This is a genomic window from Nonomuraea sp. NPDC048916, from assembly GCF_040649575.1.
Taxonomy (GTDB): domain Bacteria; phylum Actinomycetota; class Actinomycetes; order Streptosporangiales; family Streptosporangiaceae; genus Nonomuraea.
Map to the genome: position 1 here is coordinate 1 of NZ_JBEZFS010000037.1, position 17139 is coordinate 17139.

A 17139-nucleotide genomic window follows, 5' to 3' on the forward strand; every position below is an offset into this window, starting at 1 on the left:
CTGCCCGCTACTGCCTGATCCGCTCCTACCTCGGCACCGCCCGCAACCACGGCGTCCACCCACTCGATGCTCTCCGTGACGCGCTGGCCGGGAACCCTTGGATGCCACCCCAAAACGCCTGATCAATCACAGGCCTGAATGGATACCATCCAGTGGCTGGGCGACCGCGACATCACCACCCGGCGCGTGTTCGAGGAATTGCTCGCCAAGGAGGAGGAACACGCCGAGGACATGCAGAGCCTGCTGGCGCGCATTCCCTCCTCGTAATGACCTCGCAGGTGGGGCCCGTGGGCGAATCGCCGGTAAATCACCGAATGGTGGATGGCGTGCCATGTCAGGTGATGCAATGGGCCAAGCCGTATCCATCCGAGGAGACCCGTTGACAGACAACCTCGACCTGGCCGCGAGCGCCCAGCAGCTGGCAGACACGGCGCCCGCCGGATCCCTTGACCGCGTGGCGGCGACGTCCGTGGCCATCACGCTGGCCACCACCCGCGATGCCGAGCAGGCCCGAAAGACGCTCGACGGGCTCTCGCCGGACGACGTGCGCCAGGCGGCGCTGGTCCTCTTCGACCGCCTCTCAGCCGACTGACGCCTCCGGCGACCTCACGCCTCCAGCGGGCCGACGCCTCCAGCGGGCCGACGCCTTCGCCAGGCCAAACGCCTCCGGCGGGCCGACGCCTCCGGCGGGCTGACGCCTTCGCCAGGCCGACGTCATCGGTGGGCTAACGCCTCCGCCAGGCCGACGTCATCGGTGGGCTAACGCCTCCGGTGGGCTAACGCCTCCGCCAGGCTGACGTCATCGGTGGGCTGACGTGCTGGGTGGGCTGGCGCTCAACTTCTGCCGGCGGCCAGTACGGCACGCATGTCGGCGATGGTGCGCAGGGTGCCGCGGACGGTTCCGGCCACGGACCGGCCCGTCCGCGGCAGGTAGTCGACCTCCGCCTCCGCGATCCGCCAGCCCCCGGCGGAGGCGCGCAGCAGCATCTCCAGCGAATAGCCAAAGCCGCGGTCGACCAGTCCCAGCATGAGAAGTGCCCGGCGGCGGCAGGCGCGCATCGGGCCGAGATCGCGCACCTGAATCCCGGAGTTCCTGCGCAACCACCAGGCCAGCATGGCGCTGCCCAGCCGATCATGCGCCGGCCAGGCACGCCTCGCGGGAGGCGCGGAACTCGCGAAGTCCTCAGCGTTCGCGGAACTCGCGAAGTTCGCGGAGCTCGCACAGGTCACGGAGCGCGCGGATTTCGCGCAGGTCGCGGACCTCGCGGAGGACACGCAAGTCGCGAAGGTCGCGGAGGGCGCCAAAGTCGCGGAGCTCGCGAAGTTCCCGCAGGACGCGGAGCTCGCGCAGGACGCGGAACTCGCGCAGGACGCGCAGGACGCGCAGGACGCGGAACTCGCGCAAGTCGCGAAGTTCGCGCAGGACGCGGACGCGGAGGGCGCGGAGGACGGGCGGCGGCGGCCGAGCACCAGGTCGCGCTCCCTCGCCAGCACGGGGCCCGCCACGCGCGGCAGTTGGCGGGGATCCAGCGAGGCGTTCGCGTCCATGAAGCAGACGACCTCGGCGGTGGCCGCCAGCAGCCCCGCGTGACAGGCGGAGCCGAACCCCGGCCGCCGCTCCCGCACCACCGTCGCCCCGTACTCCTCGGCGATCCGGCGGGAGCCGTCGGTCGAGCCGTTGTCCACGACGATCGGGCGATATCCGAACGGCATCCGTTCCAGCACCCACGGCAGCGCGGCGGCCTCGTTACGGCAGGGCAGCACAACATCGATCATGATCCGAAGGTAGATCCGGCAGCCGCGATCAACCCTTACAAAAGCATGACATGTCCACAGAAAATGCCCAGCTCAGTCCTGGCCTGGCGTGGCCGCGGCCGATGTCGAGGGCCGCGTGCTCACGGGAGGTCGCGCGCTCCCCTGGGCCCGCGGCGCGGGTCTTACCGGGCGCGCAGGTGGCCCACCAGCCGCTCCATCTGCTCGGCGTAGTAGGCGCCGAACTCGGGCGAGGCCGGGTCGTGGCCGAGCGCCCGCACGAGTCGCGGGAAGGAGATGCCCGCGGCGGCCACGGCGGAGAGCGCCACCAGCACCGCCTCCGGGTCGAGGTCGGCGGGCAGCTCACCGGCCCGCTGCCTGCGGCGCAGGTGCTCGACGTCGCTCCGGGTGTCGTCGGTGAAGCCGGGATCGGGCGGGCCGTCGTCGGTCAGCCCCTGCCAGGCCATGAGCTTGCCGAAGTCGCGGTGGGCGGAGTGGGCCCGGACGTGGCCGGCGACGACCTTCCCCAGCGGGGCCTCCTGGTCGACGAACGCGCTCTCCTCGCTCTGCCACCGGCTGGTCAGCGCACGGAAGAGACCCTCCTTGCCGCCGAAGTAGTAGGAGATCAGCTGTTTGTTGACCCCGGCGCGAGCGGCGATCTCGCTCACTCTGGCCCCCGCGAAGCCCTTGGCCGCGAACTCCTCCAGCGCCGCCCGCAGGATGCGCGCCTTGCTGCGCTCGGGATCGCGCCGCCTCTCCTCCGGTGCTCGGCTCATGGTCAGGAGCGTATCATCCATCCGTTTGGGTGACAGAATCATCTCAACGGATGACAGTTGGACGTGACCGATGGCATCGTTCCGGTCCCGGTCAACGCGCAGCGCGGTTCGGATGGTGAGTGTGGCCGGAAAGTGGGCGTACATATCGGTACGGGTTACCCGTGACAGCCTCGCCGTCGAGGTTCACCGTGACGGCATGCTCACCATTCGCGCACGACGGCTGTTCGACGGCCGGGACATGCACCAAGACCGGGTGGTGATCGTCGAGGACGGGCGGATCACCGCCGTCACCGGCGACACGCCCGTCACCGCCTCCGCCGGCGCGGCCGTCGACGGGGGACGGCCCGGCACGGTCGACTTCGGGGGCGGGCCCGGCGGCCCGTCCGAGACCGTCGATCTCGGGGACGCCACGTTGCTGCCCGGCCTCATCGACTGCCACGTCCACCTGGCCTTCGACGCGGGCCCCGATGTGGTGGCCGGGCTGGAGGCGCCGGGCCTGATCGACCGGATGCGGGACGCCGCGCGCCGGCAGCTCGCCGCCGGTGTCACCACGGTCCGCGACCTGGGCGATCGGGACTTCATGTCGCTGCGGCTCAGGCTGGGCGTGGCGGGTCCGGAGATCCTCGCCTCGGGGCCGCCGATCACCACCACGAAGGGGCACTGCTGGTTCCTCGGCGGCGAGGCCGACGGGGAGGCGGCCGTTCGCGAGGCCGTACGGGAACGTGCCAGGCGCGGGGCGCACGTGGTCAAGATGATGGTCACCGGGGGCGAGATGACGCCCGGCACGCGCTCGCACCGGCGCCAGTACGGCGCGGCCGAGCTGAAGGCGGCGGCCGACGAGGCCCACGCGCACGGCCTGCCCATCACCGGCCACTCCCACTGCGCCGAGGGCACCGCGTACGCGCTGGAGGCCGGTTTCGACTCGGTCGAGCACTGCTCGTTCTTCACCGAGGACTTCGTCGAGGTGGACTACGGGCTGCTCGCCCGGCTGGCCGCGTCCAGACTCGTGGTGTCGATCACCGCCGGGCTGGCGCCGGTCTCCGCGCCTCTGCCGCCGCGAATGGCGCTCCTGATGCCCGCCCTCCGGGAGTCGCTCCGGGCGATGAGCGCCGCCAGGGTGTCGTTCGTGATCGGCACCGACGCCGGCATCGGGCCGGTCAAGCCGCACGGCGTGCTGCCGTACGGGGCGCAGATGCTGGTCGAGCACGACTTCGAGCCGCTCGACGTGCTGCGGTCGATCACCTCGGGGGCGGCGCGCCACTGCCGGGTGGCGGACCGGAAGGGCCGGATCGCGCCGGGCTTCGACGCCGATCTGGTCGCCGTGGACGGGGATCCCCTCGCCGACATCACCGCCCTCCAGCACCCCCTGGCCGTCTTCCGCCAGGGCCACCGCGTCTCCGCCTGACCCCGGCGGCGCACCGCCGATGTCCGGCCGGCCGGCCCGTTCTCCCGGCCGTTCCAGCGAGCCTCCCGGTCGTTCCAGCGAGGCCGCCAGGTGGGCGGCGGTCCCGGACACCGGGCGATGTCGCATGGCCGGGTCAGGGTACGGGTACGGAATGGAGGTGGACGGCTCTCTGAGCTGGGCCGTCCTGCCTGCCAGACGTCTTGGTCGTCCTGTTGGCTCCGGATGGCCGGGTAGTCTCCAGCTGTGTCCCGTCGGCGCGGAGCCGGCGAACAGTACGTATGCCATCGGTACGTATGCCATGCCTCGCACCTCGTGAGGCGCCACTGCCAGATCTCTGCCAGGCACTGCCGGCCGCCTCCCCGGAACGGGAGCGGCGAAGCGGCAACATTCTGGCGAGAGGCGAAAGCCATCACTCGGAGCGCCTGCGCCGTAGGCGATCTTCCGTCGGCGCCGAGAATGCGCCAGTGTGGTGTCAGTTTCCACCGCGACAAAAGGAGTGCAGTGGCCGATCCAGTGACGATCGAAGCCAGGGGCAGCGATTTCGCCCAACTGGTCAGCAAGATCACCGATGCGGGTCTGCTCGACCGGCGTCCGGTCTACTACGCGATCCGGGGCAGTCTGGTCGTGGCCGCCTACCTCGGCGGCTGGGCGCTGTTCGTGTGGCTCGGCGACTCCTGGTGGCAACTTCTCGTCGCCGTGCTCATGGCCGTGATCTTCACACAGTTCGGTTTCCTCGCACACGACCTGGGGCACCGCCAGGTCTTCAGGACCCGCCGGCCGAGCGACAACCTGGGCCTGGTGATCGGCAATCTGTGCGTCGGGCTCGGCTGGGGCTGGTGGAACACCAAGCACAACCGCCACCACGCCAATCCCAACCACGAGGACCACGACCCCGACGTCTCGCCCGCGGTGATCGTCTGGTCGACCGACCAGGCGGCGAGAAGCGCCGGTCTGCCCCGGTTCATCGCCAGGTGGCAGGCGTTCTGGTTCTTCCCGCTGCTCACGCTCGAGGCGTGGCATCTGCACGTGGCCAGTTTCAAGTCGCTCTCCAACCCGGCGATGAAGCGCCGCCGCATCGAGGGAGCCTTGCTGGTCGCGCACTTCGCGGCCTACCTCGGCCTGGTCTTCGCCGTGCTGCCGGTGGGCATGGCGGTGCTGTTCCTGCTGGTGCACCAGGGGGTCTTCGGCCTCTACCTGGGCTCAACGTTCGCGCCCAACCACAAGGGGATGCCGATCCTCACCAAGGACGACAAGCTCGACTTCCTTCGCAAGCAGGTGCTGACCTCGCGCAACGTCAGGGGCGGCCACCTCGTCGACGTGGCTCTGGGCCAGCTCAACTACCAGATCGAGCACCACCTGTTCCCCAACATGCCGGCTCCCAACCTGCGCAGGGCGCAGCCGATCGTCCAGCGCTACTGCGAGGAGATCGGCGTCAGCTACCTGGAGACGGGGCTGTTCGACTCCTACGGTCAGGCGCTGCGCCACCTCCACGAGGTCGGGGCGCCCCTTCGCTGAACCGCTTCGAGGGTGTGCCGCGGCCACCCTCGACGCGCTTCAACTCCGCTGCAGCCGCTGCCGGAGGTCGTCGCGGCGGCGTTCCAGACCGGCGATCAGCTCTTCCCGCTCGTCGGCCATGGCGATCATCGTGCCGATCTCGACCTGGTCGGTGACTCCCATGTCGCCGATCTGCTCGCGGAGATCCTTGTTCTCGGCGCGCAGCCTGGCCAGGTCGGCTTCCACCTGCAGGAGTTCGTCCTCAGTGCTCATTTCTCCGCTTTACCCAGCTACGGGCCGCCCGCACGCGCATGGAGAATGGGGATATGCCGAGGTTGTCGTCCAGCACGGTCGTGTCGCTCGTGGTGGTCGCCATCGCGCTCGGCGGCACCCTCGCCACCGCCCTGATCTGGTCCGGCGACGTGCGGCCCGGTCCGCTCGACGTCGTGCTGCCGCTCGCGGCGGCCGGCGGCACGTTGCTGCGCAGGCGGCACCCCGTCGCGGCGCTGGTCATCGTGACGGCGGCGGTGGCGGCCTACTATCCCTTCGCCGCCGTTGACGGGCCGCTCGTCATCCTGCCGTTCGTCGTCCTGTTCTCCGCCGCCGACCGGGGCCACCTGGTCGCCGCCATCACCACGGGATCGGTCGCGCTGCTGGCCTTCGGGCTCGGTGAGACCGGCGGCGTCAGGCACGTCGACGACAGCATGTTCCTGCTGATCACGGGCTGGGTCGTGGCGGCCATCGCGTTCGGCGGCGTCACCCGCAACCGGCGCGCCTACCTCCAGGAGGCCGAGCGGCGGGCGGCCGACGCCGAGCACGGCAGGGAGGAGGAGGCCCGGCGGCGGGCCGGCGAGGAGCGGCTGCGCATCGCCAGGGAGCTGCACGACGTGCTCGGCCACAACATCTCCCTGATCAACGTGCAGGCGTCCGCGGCGCTGCACGGGCTGAAGAAGCGGCCGGAGGACGCCGAGGCGGCCCTGCGCACGATCAAGGAGACGAGCAAGGAGACGCTGCGCGAGCTGCGCACCACGCTGGGGGTGCTGCGGCAGGTGGACGAGGACGCGCCGGTCGCGCCCGCCGACAGCCTGGCCAGGCTGGGCGAGCTGGTCGCGGCGACGGGGCTGACCGTGCGCACCGAGCTGGCCGGGCCGCTGGACGGGGTGCCCACCGAGGTGGACCTGGCGGCGACCCGGATCATCCGTGAGGCGCTGACGAACGTCTCCCGGCATTCCGGGGTCTCCACCGCCACGCTGACCATAACCAACAAGTCCGGACATATTGTGATCAGGGTGGAAGATGATGGCCCGGGCGCCTCGTACACCGAGGGCAGCGGATTCGGATTACGCGGGATGCGCGAGCGCGCCGCCGCGCTGGGCGGCACCCTGGAGGCCGGCCCCCGGCCCGAGGGCGGTTACCGCGTGCTCGCCGACCTCCCCCTGAACGGAGCCTCGCGCGGAAAGGGGACCCGATGATCCGCGCGCTCCTCGCCGACGACCAGAACCTCGTGCGGGCCGGGTTCCGATCCATCCTGAGCGACGAGGACGACATCGAGGTGGTGGCCGAGGCCGCCAACGGCGCGGAGGCGGTGGCCAGGGCCAGGGAGCTGCGGCCCGACGTGGTGCTGATGGACATCCGGATGCCCGAGCTCGACGGCCTGGAGGCGACCCGCCGGATCGTCACCGACCCCCGGCTCGACGGCGTCCGGGTGATCATCCTGACCACGTTCGACCTCGACGACTACGTCTACGGCGCGCTCCGGTCCGGCGCCAGCGGGTTCCTGGTCAAGGACACCGAGCCGGCCGAGCTGATCCACGCGGTCAGGGTGGTGGCCAGGGGTGACGCGCTGATCGCGCCCTCGGTCACCCGGCGGCTGATCGCGGAGTTCGCCGGCCGGGTCCAGCGCCCCGCACCCGGCCCCGAGCTCGACTCGCTGACCGAGCGCGAGCGGGAGGTCATGACGCTGGTCGCGGCCGGGCTGTCCAACGACGAGATCGCGGCCCGCCTGGTGCTCAGCCCGGCCACGGCGAAGACGCACGTCAGCCGCATCATGACCAAGCTCGGCGCGCGTGACAGGGCCCAGGTCGTGGTGCTCGCCTACGAGGCCGGCATGATCACCCCCGGATGGCTTACACCCTGAGTCGTACGACCGGTGGCGCGATGAACCTGAGGATGTACGGCAGGTGCATCCCAGGGCCTGACGCGGCGCGGGAGCCGTACCGACATGCTCGAAGCCATGGAAACCGTTGAGCTCGCCCGCCTGCAGTTCGCCCTCACCGCGGGGGCGCACTTCCTGTTCGTCGCCCTGACGCTCGGGCTGGCGACGCTGGTGGCCGTGATCCAGACCTGGGCGACCGTCACGCGCAGCCCGGTGCATCTGCGGATGACCAGGTTCTGGGGCCAGCTCTACGTCATCAACTACGCGATGGGCATCGTCACCGGCCTCGTGATGGAGTTCCAGCTGGGGATGTCATGGAGCGGGCTGACGGACTTCGCGGGCAGTGTGTTCGGTTCGGCGATGGCGCTGGAGACGCTGGTGGCGTTCTTCATCGAGTCCACCTTCCTGGGCCTGTGGATCTTCGGGTGGGGCCGGCTCAACCGGTGGGCGCACCTGGCGCTGATCTGGGTGGTCACGCTGACGGCCTACGCCTCGGCCTTCTGGGTGCTGGTGGCCAACGGGTTCCTGCAGAACCCGGTCGGCCACGAGCTCGTGGACGGCGCCCTGCGGCTCACCGACCTGGGCGCGATGGTGGCCAACCCGGCCGCGCGGGTCGCCTTCTACCACGTGCTCGGCGGCGCGATGGTGACGGCCGGCTTCGTCATGGCCGGGGTGAGCGCCTACCACCTGCGCAGACGCACCGCTGAGCAGGACCTCTTCCGCAAGTCGCTGCGCGTCGGCCTCGGCGTGGCGCTGCCGGCGACGCTGTTCACCGCGGCGTTCGGCGGCATCGGCTTCGAGACGCTCCAGCCGGCCAAGGTCGCCGCCTGGGTGGGCGACGCCGAGAGCCTGGCCAGGGCGCAGGCCGAGATGGTGGCCACGCACGGCCCCGGCGACTACCTGCCCTCCGTGGCGTGGGTGCAGGGCGGCGCGATCACCATGCTGGCGACGTTCGCGATCATGTTCTTGGTCTCGGGGCTGAGCTTCCTGCTCATGCTGATCCGTCCCGCCGTGCGGAGCCTCCGGCCGTGGCACTGGCTGCTGACCGCGATGATCCCGCTGCCGTTCGTCGCGATGCTCGGCGGCTGGGTCTTCCGCGAGATGGGCCGCCAGCCGTGGACCGTCTACGGCCTGCTGACGACGGCCGAGGCGATGTCGCCGGTGACGGGCGCGCAGATGAGGTTCTCGCTGGCGGCGTTCGTCACGGTGTTCGCCGTGCTGGTCACGGTCAACTACTGGCTGCTGGCCAGGGCGGCCCGGCGCGGGCCCGAGGCCGTGGCGCTGGGCGAGCGGCCGGCCGAGACCCCCTCTCCCGTCCTGACCTTCTGAGGAGCCGTCATGGAGATCTTCATCCTGGCCTTCTTCGCGCTCGGCTACCTCGTGCTGGCCGGGGCCGACATCGGCGTCGGCATGCTGCTGCCCTACCTCGGCCGCTCGTCCGCCGAGCGGCGGGAGGTGATCGCCGCGATCGCGCCGTTCTTCCTCGGCAACGAGGTGTGGCTGGTCGCGACCGGCGGCGTGCTCGCCGGGCTCTTCCCCGAGCTCGAAGGCGAGCTGCTCAGCGGCAACTACTCGCTGTTCGTGGTGCTGCTGGTGTCCTGGGTGGTCCGCGACATGGGGCTGTGGCTGCGCGGGCGGCTGCCGGGGGCGCGATGGCAGCACTGGTGCGACGGCGCCGTCGTGGCCGGCAGCTGGGGGCTGGCGCTGAGCTGGGGTATGCTGCTCGGCCACGTGCTGACCGGCATCGACGGGCCGCTCGCGCTGCTGCCCGCGCTGGTCGTGGCCGCCCTGTTCGCGACGCACGGGCTGGCCTTCGCCACGCTGCGGCTGCGCGGGGAGCCGCACCGCCGGGCGTCCGTGCTGTCCGGGCTGTCCGGCGGCGCGGGCGAGGCCCGCACCTACGCGCTGACCGCGACGGCGCTCGCGACGGTCGGCGTGCTGGCGGGGCTCCGGCTGCCGCTGGCGGCCGGCACGTCGGGCGCCCTGCTGACGCCGGTGATCCTCGCGCTGATCCCGCTGCTGGTGGCCGCGCAGGCGTGGGTGTGGTGGACGTTCCGCCACCGCGTCACGGGTCCGTCCTACCTGTGAGGGAATGAACGGATCTTTACGGATGCTGTCGTGGCACATGAAGGTACGAGAGCTACGACTGGTCGTGACGGCCGAGGACTACGAGCAGGCGCTGGAGTTCTACCGCGACACGCTCGGGCTGCCCGAGCGGGCCGCCTTCTCCTCCCCCGGCGGCCGGGTGACGATCCTGGAGGCGGGCCGGGCCACGCTGGAGATCACCGATCCCCCGCACGCCGGCTACATCGACGAGGTCGAGGTGGGCCGGCGGGTGGCCGGCCACATCCGGGTGGCGTTCGAGGTGGACGACTCGGCCGAGGTCACGGCCCGGCTCGCCGGGGCGGGCGCCACGGTGATCGCCGAGCCGACCCGGACACCGTGGAACTCGCTCAACTCCCGCCTGGAAGGGCCGGCCGGATTGCAGCTCACGCTCTTCGAGGAGCTGGGGTGACCGGGCGCGGGTGACGGCGCCCGGTCACCCGACGCTCAGAACAGCGGCGCGCCGTCGCGGACGAGGCGCCAGTTCGCGGCGGCGAAGTCGGCGGGGTCGATCACGCCCTTCGCCGTCGCGTACTCGATGAGCGCCTGGCGGATCTCCACCTGCGCGTTGTAGAGCACCGGAGCGCCGGTGACGTGCGGGAACCCGCCGCCGCCCGACTGCCGGTAGTTGTTGATCGCGACCACGAACTCCTTGTCGGCCGGCACCGGCACACCCTCGTAGCTGAGGTTGGCGATGCGCTGGCCCACCGGCTTGGCCACGTCGATGTCGTAGGAGACGCCCGACAGCTGGTCGTAGTTGTAGTCGGGGGTGTTGCCGGCGTTGGTCAGCCTGGACACGTCGACGGGGTCGCCGGGGGCGAGCTGGTTGAAGTACTTGGCGGAATACTCCAGGTAGTCCTTGATCTGGGCGCCGGTCAGCTTGATCGCCAGCAGCGTGTTGTCGTACACATAGAGGCCGGCCACGTCGCGCACCCGGACGTCGCCGGCCGGGAAGACGGCGGAGCGGCTGAACGGAGCGGCGATCGACAGCACCGGCAGCTGGTTGTCCGGCAGCGCCTGCTTGACGGTCTCGACCTGCACCTGCTGGATGTAGTCGAGGATCGGGGTGTCCTTGTACGGGGACTCGGCGGCCGAGAGCTGCTGCGCCGACCGGGCCACGACCGTGTTGACGTACTTGACGGTCGTGTCGTGCTGCGGCTTCAGCAGGTTGGTGATCTTCGGGTCCTCGGCGACGGTGTTGGTGTTGAGCGTCGTGGAGGACTTGCCGGTGACGGTCCACTCGCCGCGCTGCTTGGCCAGGGTGAAGTCGATGACGCTGAGGCGCTGGCCCCACTTGCTCGGCTCGGTCAGCAGCACCTGCTGCCCGGTGACCTTGTTGGTGACGAAGCGCTGGGCGACCTCGTTGTGCGCGTGGCCGAACAGCACCGCGTCGATGCCGGGCACCTGCTCGGCGACCAGCGCGGAGGCGTTCTCGATCGGCAGGTCGTCGCCGTAGGAGGACATGCCGTTGTCGCCGGCGTGGGCGGTCACCACGACCACGTCGGCGCCGTGGGACCTGATGACCGGGACCCACTGCCTGGCCGACGCCACCAGATCGGTGAAGCGCAGTCTGTCCTCGACGTTCGCCTTGTCCCAGATGGCGACGCCCGGGTTCGTCAGGCCGAGCACGCCCACCTTGACGGGCTTCTCGCCCTTGATCTTCATGGTCTTGATGACGAACGGCCGGTAGGCGGGCAGCCCCGAGTCGGCGTGGACGGCGTTCGCGCCGAGGACCGGCGCCTCCATCTGGCGCACCCAGGTGGCCAGCAGGGGCAGACCGTAGTTGAACTCGTGGTTGCCGAGGGTCACCGCGTCGTACCCGATGGCGTTCATGGCCTCGGCCATCGGGTGGGTCCGGCCGGTCTGGGTGATCGGCTCGACCTTGGCGTAGTAGTACGCCAGAGGGGTGCCCTGGATCGTGTCACCCGAGTCGAACAGCAGCGTGCGGTCGGCTCCCCGCTCCGCCCGCACCTTGTTGACCAGCGACGACACCTTGGCCAGGCCGACGGAGTTGCCCGCGCTGTCGGCGTAGGCGGCGTCCTTGTAGTAGTCCCAGTTGACGGCGTTGCTGTGGATGTCCGACGTGCCCATCACGGTGACGGTGACGGTCTTGTCCCCACCACCGGCATGGGCGGCCGGGCCGACCAGCGCCAGCACGGTCAGCGCCGCGATCCCGGGCAGGACGAGCTTCTTGGTCTGCATGGGCCGCACGGTAACCGCACCATATTACCCAGCGGTTACGATTTGCCCGGTATGTCGGCGACTATCCGGCTACGGGTTGTTCGACTTGACCGAGGCGTCCTCGGGCGGGACCTCCGGCTCCGAGGCGCGCAGCCAGCGGCACCCGTGCGGGCCGAGAGGGAGCTGGGCGACGCCGCGATCCGAGATCTCCACCGTGCCGTCCACCAGGAGATCGGTGAGCAGGCAGCCGTCCAGCCCGTCCAGCCTCAGGTCCACGTCCTGGGCCGTGTCGCCCAGGTTGTGCAGCACCACCACCGTCGCGCCGTCCGCGTCGCAACGGTGGGCGAGCACCGCCGGGTTGCCCGTGTCCAGCACCGTGTAGGCGCCCCACGCCAGCTCGGGGCACTCCCGGTAACGCTCGATGAGGAGCTGGAACCAGCGCAGCAGCGAGTCGGTGTCGCGCTTCTGGTCCGCCACGTTGACGCGATCCGGGGCGTACGACCCGCCGGGCATCTCACGGTCCGGCTCGGCCATGCTGAAGCCGCCTTCGCGGGACCACTGCATGGGCACACGGACCGCCATGCGCCCCTCCGCGTCGAGGTTCTCGCCCATGCCGATCTCCTCGCCGTAGAACAGCACCGGGGTGCCGGGCATGGAGAAGAGCAGGCTGTAGGCCATCTTGATTCGCCTCAGGTCGCCGCCCATCATGGTCGGCAGCCGCCGGCGCAGACCACGGCCGAAGATCTGCATGTCCTCGTCGGGGCCGAACACCTCGAAGACCTCCTGGCGTTCCTCCTCGGTGAGCTTGTCCAGCGTGAGCTCGTCGTGGTTGCGCAGGAAGACCGCCCACTGGCAGTCCTTGGGCGGCGCGGGCCGCTCCCTGAGCGCGGAGGCGAGCGGCTCGGCCTCGCCTCGGGCCAGCGAGAGCCAGGTGCGCTGCATGGCGATGAAGTCGAAGCACATGCTCAGCTGGTCGCCGAGCCCGTTGCCGAAATACCCGACGAGCTGCTCGTAGGGGAGGTTGACCTCGCCGAGCAGCACCGAGCCGCCCTGGCGCCTGGTCATGAAGGCCCGCAGATCGGCCAGGAAGTCGTGCGGGTCGGCGAGCTTCGGCCGGACGTTCTCGATCAGGAACGGCACGGCGTCCACGCGGAAGCCCGACAGCCCGAGCTCCATCCAGAAGCCGAGGATCCGGGTGATCTCGTCGCGCACCGCCGGGTTGCCGACGTTCAGGTCGGGCTGGTGGCGGTAGAAGCTGTGCAGGTAGTACTGGCGGGACTTCTTGTCCCATTCCCAGACGCTGTCCTCCTTGTCGGGGAAGACCGTTTCCTCCGGGTCGGGCTCTGGCTTGTCCGACCAGACGTACCAGTCGCGGTACGGCGAGTCCTTGCTCGACCGGGCGTCGACGAACCACGGGTGCCGGTCGGAGGTGTGGTTGACGACCAGGTCGGCGATGACCCGCAGCCCCCGGTCGTGGGCGGTCCGCATGAACTCCACGAAGTCGCCGAGCGTGCCCAGCCTCGGGTCGATGGAGTAGAAGTCGGTGATGTCGTAACCGTCGTCGCGGTTGGGGGTGGGGAAGAACGGCATCAGCCAGAGGCACGTCACCCCGAGGTTCGCGAGATAGTCGATCTGCTGCGTCAGCCCTCGAAAATCGCCGATGCCGTCGCCGTTGCCGTCTTTGTACGTCTCCACGTCGAGGCAGTAGACGACGGCATTCTTCCACCACAGATCAGAGGTGTACGTCAATCGCATGGCGCGCCCGCTACCCCTTGACGACCCGCGCATGCGGTCGAGGCCGGCCACCTGCGGATTCGCGACACACGTTCGTAGTCCGTGATGTAAGAGATACACCCTGATATCTTCCCTAATCACCTGAGCAATCAATACGTTCAGCAGACGCGCGTATTTTTCGACCCGGGTCACCCCGACGTTTCCGAGGAGCAATCATGCGTTCCCGCCTACGTAAGGGCATGGTCGGCGCGGTCATCACCGCGGTGGCGCTGTCCTCCGTCGCCTTCACCGGCACGGCAAGCGCACACCCCAAGAACAACGCCGTCGGCAAACTCGTCGAGGCCGTATCCGGCAAGCACGTCAAGAAGCACCTGCAGACCTTCCAGGCGATCGCGAACGCCAACAACGGCACTCGCGTGTCCGGCACCCCGGGCTTCGACGCCTCCCGCGACTACGTGGCCAAGAAACTGCGCGACGCCGGCTACAACGTGACCATCCAGCCGTTCGAGTTCCAGTTCGAGGGGTACGTCACGCCACCGGCCCTGGAACGCACCAGCCCCGGTCCCAAGGCGTACACGTACGGGTTCTTCAGCGACTACGTGGCCATGGGCGACTCGCCCGCGGGCGCGGTGAGCGGCACGGTCCAGGCCGTGGACCTCGTCCTGCCGCCCGGCCCGGCGGCCAACAGCTCGACCTCCGGCTGTGAGGCGAGCGACTTCGCCGGGTTCGTCCCCGGCAACATCGCCCTCATGCAGCGCGGCACCTGCAACTTCCGCATCAAGGTCGACAACGCCACGGCGGCGGGCGCCATCGGCGCCATCGTCTTCAACGAGGGCCAGGAGGGCCGTACCGAGGTCGACCTCAACCCGGTCCTCGGCGGTCCCGGCGTGACGATCCCGGCCTTCTTCTCCAGTTTCGCCGTCGGCCAGGAGCTCGCCGCCACCGCCGGCACCACGGTCAAGATGAACTGGGACCCGATCTCCGAGGTCAGGACCACCTACAACGTGATCGCCCAGACCAAGAAGGGCGACCCCGACAACGTGGTGATGGCCGGAGCGCACCTGGACAGCGTCCAGGAGGGGCCGGGCATCAACGACAACGGCTCGGGCAGCGCCGGCATCCTGGAGGTCGCGATCCAGTTCGCCAAGACCAAGCCGAAGAACCAGGTGCGCTTCGCCTTCTGGGGCGCCGAGGAGTTCGGCCTGCTCGGCTCCCAGCACTACGTGAGCACGCTGCCGGAGGAGGAGCGGGCGAAGATCGCCCTCTACCTCAACTTCGACATGATCGCCTCGCCCAACTACACCTTCGGCATCTACGACGGTGACGGCGACGCCTTCGGCACCGCCGGTCCCGAGGGCTCGGCGCAGATCGAGGAGGACTTCGAGAAGTTCTTCACCGGCCGCGGCCTGCCCTACACCGCGACCGCGTTCACCGGCCGCTCCGACTACGGACCGTTCATCGCCGCCGGCATCCCGGCGGGCGGCCTGTTCACCGGCGCCGAGGTGCTCAAGACCGCGGAGGAGGCCGCGATCTTCGGTGGCACGGCGGGCATCCCGCTCGACCCCTGCTACCACAGCGTCTGTGACGACATCGGCAACATCAGCGACAAGGCGCTGGACGTGAACTCCGACGCGATCGCGACCTTGATGGCGACCTACGCCTTCGACACCGGCACCATCGGCGCCGCCGCGCCCGCCCGGTTCGCGGCCCGCACTCAGGCCGCCCACGGGCACGCCCCCGCCGAAGCGCAGAGCTGACCTCTCCCGGCGCCCGCACCCACCCGGTGCGGGCGCCTTCGCGCGCGCGGGGTCGATTCGGGGTCGATTCAACGCCATTCACGACGCGGATCAGGCCTGGTGGGAGCTCCGTATTCGGCCAGGGTATGGCGGTCACTTGGCGTCGGGGTGATATGAGGCGACAAGTCGGGGCATTCATCAACGCACTTCGTTAAGTGACCACTAAGGTCTGACCGACACGGATCTCCCAGGAGGACCCATGAGCGACTACACGATCACCTTCGACCTGATCGACACCGACAAAGACGGCCGCATCTCGGCCGACGAACTGGTCCGGCTGATGGAGGTGCTCGGGCAGCCGATCACGCCAGAGGCGGCGCAGGCCGGGGTGGCGAGGCTCGACAAGGACGGCGACGGGCTGATCAACGTGGAGGAGTTCGGCGCCTTCCTCCGAAATTGACAAAACAAGCACTTGTTATGCAAATCTTCTGTCGCCTGAGTCACAATGGCGGCAGGAGGGACGATGGCCATCAAGAGTGACACCAGCGAAACCCGGATACCCGCGGACATCGTGAAGACGCTCAGGGCCGGCATCGGCCGGGTCTCCGAAGAGGTGATCGAGGAGATCCAGGCCCGCATCCCCGAATACTCCCGGCCATCCGACGAGATCTACATCAAGGTGGTCAGGCTCGCCGTCGAGCAGGCCGTCGTCGGCTTCCTCGACCACATCGAGAACCCCGAGGCGCCCTGGGACCCCGAGCCGTTCCGCGTGATCGGCAGGGGCGAGGCCGCCGAAGGGCGCAACATGGAGCCCCTGCAGACGGCCATGCGGCTCGGCGCCCGGGTGGGCTGGCGGCGGCTGACCGAGCTCGCCGAGCCGCTCGGGCTGTCGCCGCAGTGCCTGTACGACCTGGGCGAGGCCATCTTCGTCTACCTCGACCAGCTCGCCGACGCGGCGGCCGAAGGGTTCGACGAGGCCAGGGCGCGCGCCGCGGGCGAGATCGAGCGGCGCCGGGCCCGGCTGCTCGACCTGCTGCTCAGCCGCCCGCCCGCGAGCCCGGAGGCCATCGCCGACCTGGCCAAGGCCGCGGGATGGCGGCTGCCGAAGACCGTCGCGTGCGTGGCGCTCGGCGACCAGCACGGCGCCTACCGCGCTCCGCCCCTGCCGCCCGACGTGCTGACCGGCCTGGACCGGGCCGTGCCGTGCCTGCTGGTGCCCGACCCGAACGGTCCCGGCCAGGCCCAGTTGCTGGACACCGCGCTGCGCGGGCACCGGGCCGCCATCGGGCCCGCCGTATCCCTGACCGCCGCCGCGACCTCGCTGCGGTGGGCGGGCGAGACGCTGGAGCTGTCACGGCGCGGCGTGCTGCCGCGCGGCCTGCTCCGCTGCGCCGACCACATGGCCACGCTCGTCGTGTTCAAGGACGAGGAGCTGGTCGGCACGCTGGCCGAGGCCCGCCTGGCGCCGCTCGCGCACCTGCGGCCGGGCCAGCAGGACCGGCTGGCCGAGACGCTGCTGGCCTGGCTGCGTCACGGCAGGGGGGCGGGTGAGGTCGCCGCCCGCCTGCACGTGCACCCGCAGACCGTCCGCTACCGGCTGCGCCAGTTGGAGGAGCTCTACGGCGACCAGCTCACCGACCCCGACATCCGGTTCGAGCTGGAGATCGTGCTGCGCGCCCGGCAGGCCATGCTCACGAGCGGAAGAGCCTGAGCCGCTCCTCTCCCACGCGCTCGCGCGGCGCGTGGTCCTCGATCCCGAGGTCCGGCTCCGGCGCGAGCGCTCCCTGAGGCCGGATGGTCGGC

At 70.1% G+C, this 17139-nt stretch carries 18 protein-coding genes and 1 pseudogene; 13 read left to right on the forward strand and 6 right to left on the reverse strand.

Annotated elements, in window-relative coordinates; all coding sequences use genetic code 11:
- The first annotated feature begins 138 nt into the window (after positions 1-138).
- Complete coding sequence (locus tag AB0C16_RS31235; RefSeq protein WP_357688104.1) at positions 139-267, forward strand: hypothetical protein; 129 nt, start codon at positions 139-141, stop codon at positions 265-267.
- 112 nt (positions 268-379) lie between these two features.
- Positions 380-592: a hypothetical protein gene (locus AB0C16_RS31240; protein WP_357688106.1), complete on the forward strand. Its 213-nt coding sequence runs from the start codon at positions 380-382 to the stop codon at positions 590-592.
- 242 nt (positions 593-834) lie between these two features.
- On the opposite strand, the gene AB0C16_RS31245 is transcribed toward AB0C16_RS31240, so the two are convergent.
- The gene (locus AB0C16_RS31245) at positions 835-1077 is read right to left on the reverse strand and encodes a hypothetical protein (protein ID WP_357688248.1); all 243 of its coding nucleotides are present in this window, start codon (positions 1075-1077) and stop codon (positions 835-837) included.
- A gap of 37 nt (positions 1078-1114) precedes the next feature.
- Here AB0C16_RS31245 and AB0C16_RS31250 point away from each other — a divergent pair, with 37 nt between their 5' ends.
- Complete coding sequence (locus AB0C16_RS31250; RefSeq protein ID WP_357688250.1) at positions 1115-1591, forward strand: hypothetical protein; 477 nt, start codon at positions 1115-1117, stop codon at positions 1589-1591.
- Here the strand turns inward: AB0C16_RS31250 and AB0C16_RS31255 are convergent.
- Together AB0C16_RS31255 and AB0C16_RS31260 are read right to left on the reverse strand one after the other, a co-directional pair.
- Positions 1507-1776, reverse strand: a pseudogene (locus AB0C16_RS31255) (glycosyltransferase family 2 protein); the annotation flags it as partial. The gene AB0C16_RS31250 and the pseudogene AB0C16_RS31255 overlap by 85 nt on opposite strands.
- Positions 1777-1937: 161 nt before the next feature.
- A complete protein-coding gene (locus AB0C16_RS31260) occupies positions 1938-2528 on the reverse strand; it encodes a TetR family transcriptional regulator (RefSeq protein ID WP_357688108.1) in 591 nt (196 codons plus the stop codon).
- Positions 2529-2724: 196 nt separating this feature from the next.
- On the opposite strand from AB0C16_RS31260, the gene AB0C16_RS31265 reads away from it, so the two are divergent.
- Together AB0C16_RS31265 and AB0C16_RS31270 are read left to right on the forward strand one after the other, a co-directional pair.
- Positions 2725-3933, forward strand: coding sequence for an amidohydrolase family protein (locus AB0C16_RS31265; RefSeq protein ID WP_357688110.1), 1209 nt, complete (start codon positions 2725-2727; stop codon positions 3931-3933).
- A gap of 501 nt (positions 3934-4434) precedes the next feature.
- Positions 4435-5448 carry an acyl-CoA desaturase gene (locus AB0C16_RS31270; protein WP_357688112.1) on the forward strand — a complete coding sequence of 338 codons (1014 nt, stop codon included), beginning with the start codon at positions 4435-4437 and terminating at the stop codon, positions 5446-5448.
- Between the two features lie 39 nt (positions 5449-5487).
- Here the strand turns inward: AB0C16_RS31270 and AB0C16_RS31275 are convergent, their stop codons facing one another.
- Positions 5488-5700 carry a hypothetical protein gene (locus AB0C16_RS31275; protein WP_357688113.1) on the reverse strand — a complete coding sequence of 71 codons (213 nt, stop codon included), beginning with the start codon at positions 5698-5700 and terminating at the stop codon, positions 5488-5490.
- Positions 5701-5753: 53 nt separating this feature from the next.
- On the opposite strand from AB0C16_RS31275, the gene AB0C16_RS31280 reads away from it, so the two are divergent.
- The 5 genes from AB0C16_RS31280 to AB0C16_RS31300 all read left to right on the forward strand — a co-directional run bounded on the left by AB0C16_RS31280 (position 5754) and on the right by AB0C16_RS31300 (position 10097).
- A complete protein-coding gene (locus tag AB0C16_RS31280) occupies positions 5754-6899 on the forward strand; it encodes a sensor histidine kinase (protein WP_357688115.1) in 1146 nt (381 codons plus the stop codon).
- Complete coding sequence (locus tag AB0C16_RS31285; protein WP_357688117.1) at positions 6896-7564, forward strand: response regulator transcription factor; 669 nt, start codon at positions 6896-6898, stop codon at positions 7562-7564. Before AB0C16_RS31280 ends, AB0C16_RS31285 begins: the two co-directional genes overlap by 4 nt.
- 96 nt (positions 7565-7660) lie before the next feature.
- Entirely contained in the window at positions 7661-8911 is a 1251-nt protein-coding gene (locus AB0C16_RS31290; RefSeq protein WP_357688119.1) for a cytochrome ubiquinol oxidase subunit I, read from the forward strand.
- Between the two features lie 9 nt (positions 8912-8920).
- Positions 8921-9670 carry a cytochrome d ubiquinol oxidase subunit II gene (locus AB0C16_RS31295; protein WP_357688121.1) on the forward strand — a complete coding sequence of 250 codons (750 nt, stop codon included), beginning with the start codon at positions 8921-8923 and terminating at the stop codon, positions 9668-9670.
- A 37-nt stretch (positions 9671-9707) separates the two neighbouring features.
- Positions 9708-10097 (forward strand): VOC family protein, encoded by a 390-nt coding sequence (locus tag AB0C16_RS31300; RefSeq protein WP_357688123.1) that lies wholly within the window; start codon positions 9708-9710, stop codon positions 10095-10097.
- A 35-nt stretch (positions 10098-10132) separates the two neighbouring features.
- Here the strand turns inward: AB0C16_RS31300 and AB0C16_RS31305 are convergent, their stop codons facing one another.
- Together AB0C16_RS31305 and AB0C16_RS31310 are read right to left on the reverse strand one after the other, a co-directional pair.
- The gene (locus AB0C16_RS31305; protein WP_357688124.1) at positions 10133-11887 is read right to left on the reverse strand and encodes a 5'-nucleotidase C-terminal domain-containing protein; all 1755 of its coding nucleotides are present in this window, start codon (positions 11885-11887) and stop codon (positions 10133-10135) included.
- A 69-nt stretch (positions 11888-11956) separates the two neighbouring features.
- Positions 11957-13621: an alpha-amylase family protein gene (locus AB0C16_RS31310; RefSeq protein ID WP_357688126.1), complete on the reverse strand. Its 1665-nt coding sequence runs from the start codon at positions 13619-13621 to the stop codon at positions 11957-11959.
- A 194-nt stretch (positions 13622-13815) separates the two neighbouring features.
- Here AB0C16_RS31310 and AB0C16_RS31315 point away from each other — a divergent pair, with 194 nt between their 5' ends.
- The 3 genes from AB0C16_RS31315 (at position 13816) to AB0C16_RS31325 (ending at position 17047) form a co-directional block, all read left to right on the forward strand.
- Positions 13816-15357 (forward strand): M28 family metallopeptidase, encoded by a 1542-nt coding sequence (locus AB0C16_RS31315; protein ID WP_357688128.1) that lies wholly within the window; start codon positions 13816-13818, stop codon positions 15355-15357.
- Between the two features lie 238 nt (positions 15358-15595).
- Positions 15596-15796 (forward strand): EF-hand domain-containing protein, encoded by a 201-nt coding sequence (locus tag AB0C16_RS31320; RefSeq protein WP_357688130.1) that lies wholly within the window; start codon positions 15596-15598, stop codon positions 15794-15796.
- 63 nt (positions 15797-15859) lie between these two features.
- Positions 15860-17047 carry a helix-turn-helix domain-containing protein gene (locus AB0C16_RS31325; protein ID WP_357688132.1) on the forward strand — a complete coding sequence of 396 codons (1188 nt, stop codon included), beginning with the start codon at positions 15860-15862 and terminating at the stop codon, positions 17045-17047.
- The last annotated feature ends 92 nt before the right edge of the window (positions 17048-17139 follow it).

Coding starts and splice junctions, on each gene's coding strand:
- AB0C16_RS31235 (WP_357688104.1), top strand. CDS start 139: ATGGATACCATCCAGTGGCTGGGCGACCGCGACATCACCACCCGGCGC.
- AB0C16_RS31250 (WP_357688250.1), top strand. CDS start 1,115: ATGGCGCTGCCCAGCCGATCATGCGCCGGCCAGGCACGCCTCGCGGGA.
- AB0C16_RS31260 (WP_357688108.1), bottom strand. CDS start 2,528: ATGAGCCGAGCACCGGAGGAGAGGCGGCGCGATCCCGAGCGCAGCAAG.
- AB0C16_RS31265 (WP_357688110.1), top strand. CDS start 2,725: ATGCTCACCATTCGCGCACGACGGCTGTTCGACGGCCGGGACATGCAC.
- AB0C16_RS31275 (WP_357688113.1), bottom strand. CDS start 5,700: ATGAGCACTGAGGACGAACTCCTGCAGGTGGAAGCCGACCTGGCCAGG.
- AB0C16_RS31280 (WP_357688115.1), top strand. CDS start 5,754: ATGCCGAGGTTGTCGTCCAGCACGGTCGTGTCGCTCGTGGTGGTCGCC.
- AB0C16_RS31285 (WP_357688117.1), top strand. CDS start 6,896: ATGATCCGCGCGCTCCTCGCCGACGACCAGAACCTCGTGCGGGCCGGG.
- AB0C16_RS31290 (WP_357688119.1), top strand. CDS start 7,661: ATGGAAACCGTTGAGCTCGCCCGCCTGCAGTTCGCCCTCACCGCGGGG.
- AB0C16_RS31295 (WP_357688121.1), top strand. CDS start 8,921: ATGGAGATCTTCATCCTGGCCTTCTTCGCGCTCGGCTACCTCGTGCTG.
- AB0C16_RS31300 (WP_357688123.1), top strand. CDS start 9,708: ATGAAGGTACGAGAGCTACGACTGGTCGTGACGGCCGAGGACTACGAG.
- AB0C16_RS31305 (WP_357688124.1), bottom strand. CDS start 11,887: ATGCAGACCAAGAAGCTCGTCCTGCCCGGGATCGCGGCGCTGACCGTG.
- AB0C16_RS31310 (WP_357688126.1), bottom strand. CDS start 13,621: ATGCGATTGACGTACACCTCTGATCTGTGGTGGAAGAATGCCGTCGTC.
- AB0C16_RS31315 (WP_357688128.1), top strand. CDS start 13,816: ATGCGTTCCCGCCTACGTAAGGGCATGGTCGGCGCGGTCATCACCGCG.
- AB0C16_RS31320 (WP_357688130.1), top strand. CDS start 15,596: ATGAGCGACTACACGATCACCTTCGACCTGATCGACACCGACAAAGAC.
- AB0C16_RS31325 (WP_357688132.1), top strand. CDS start 15,860: ATGGCCATCAAGAGTGACACCAGCGAAACCCGGATACCCGCGGACATC.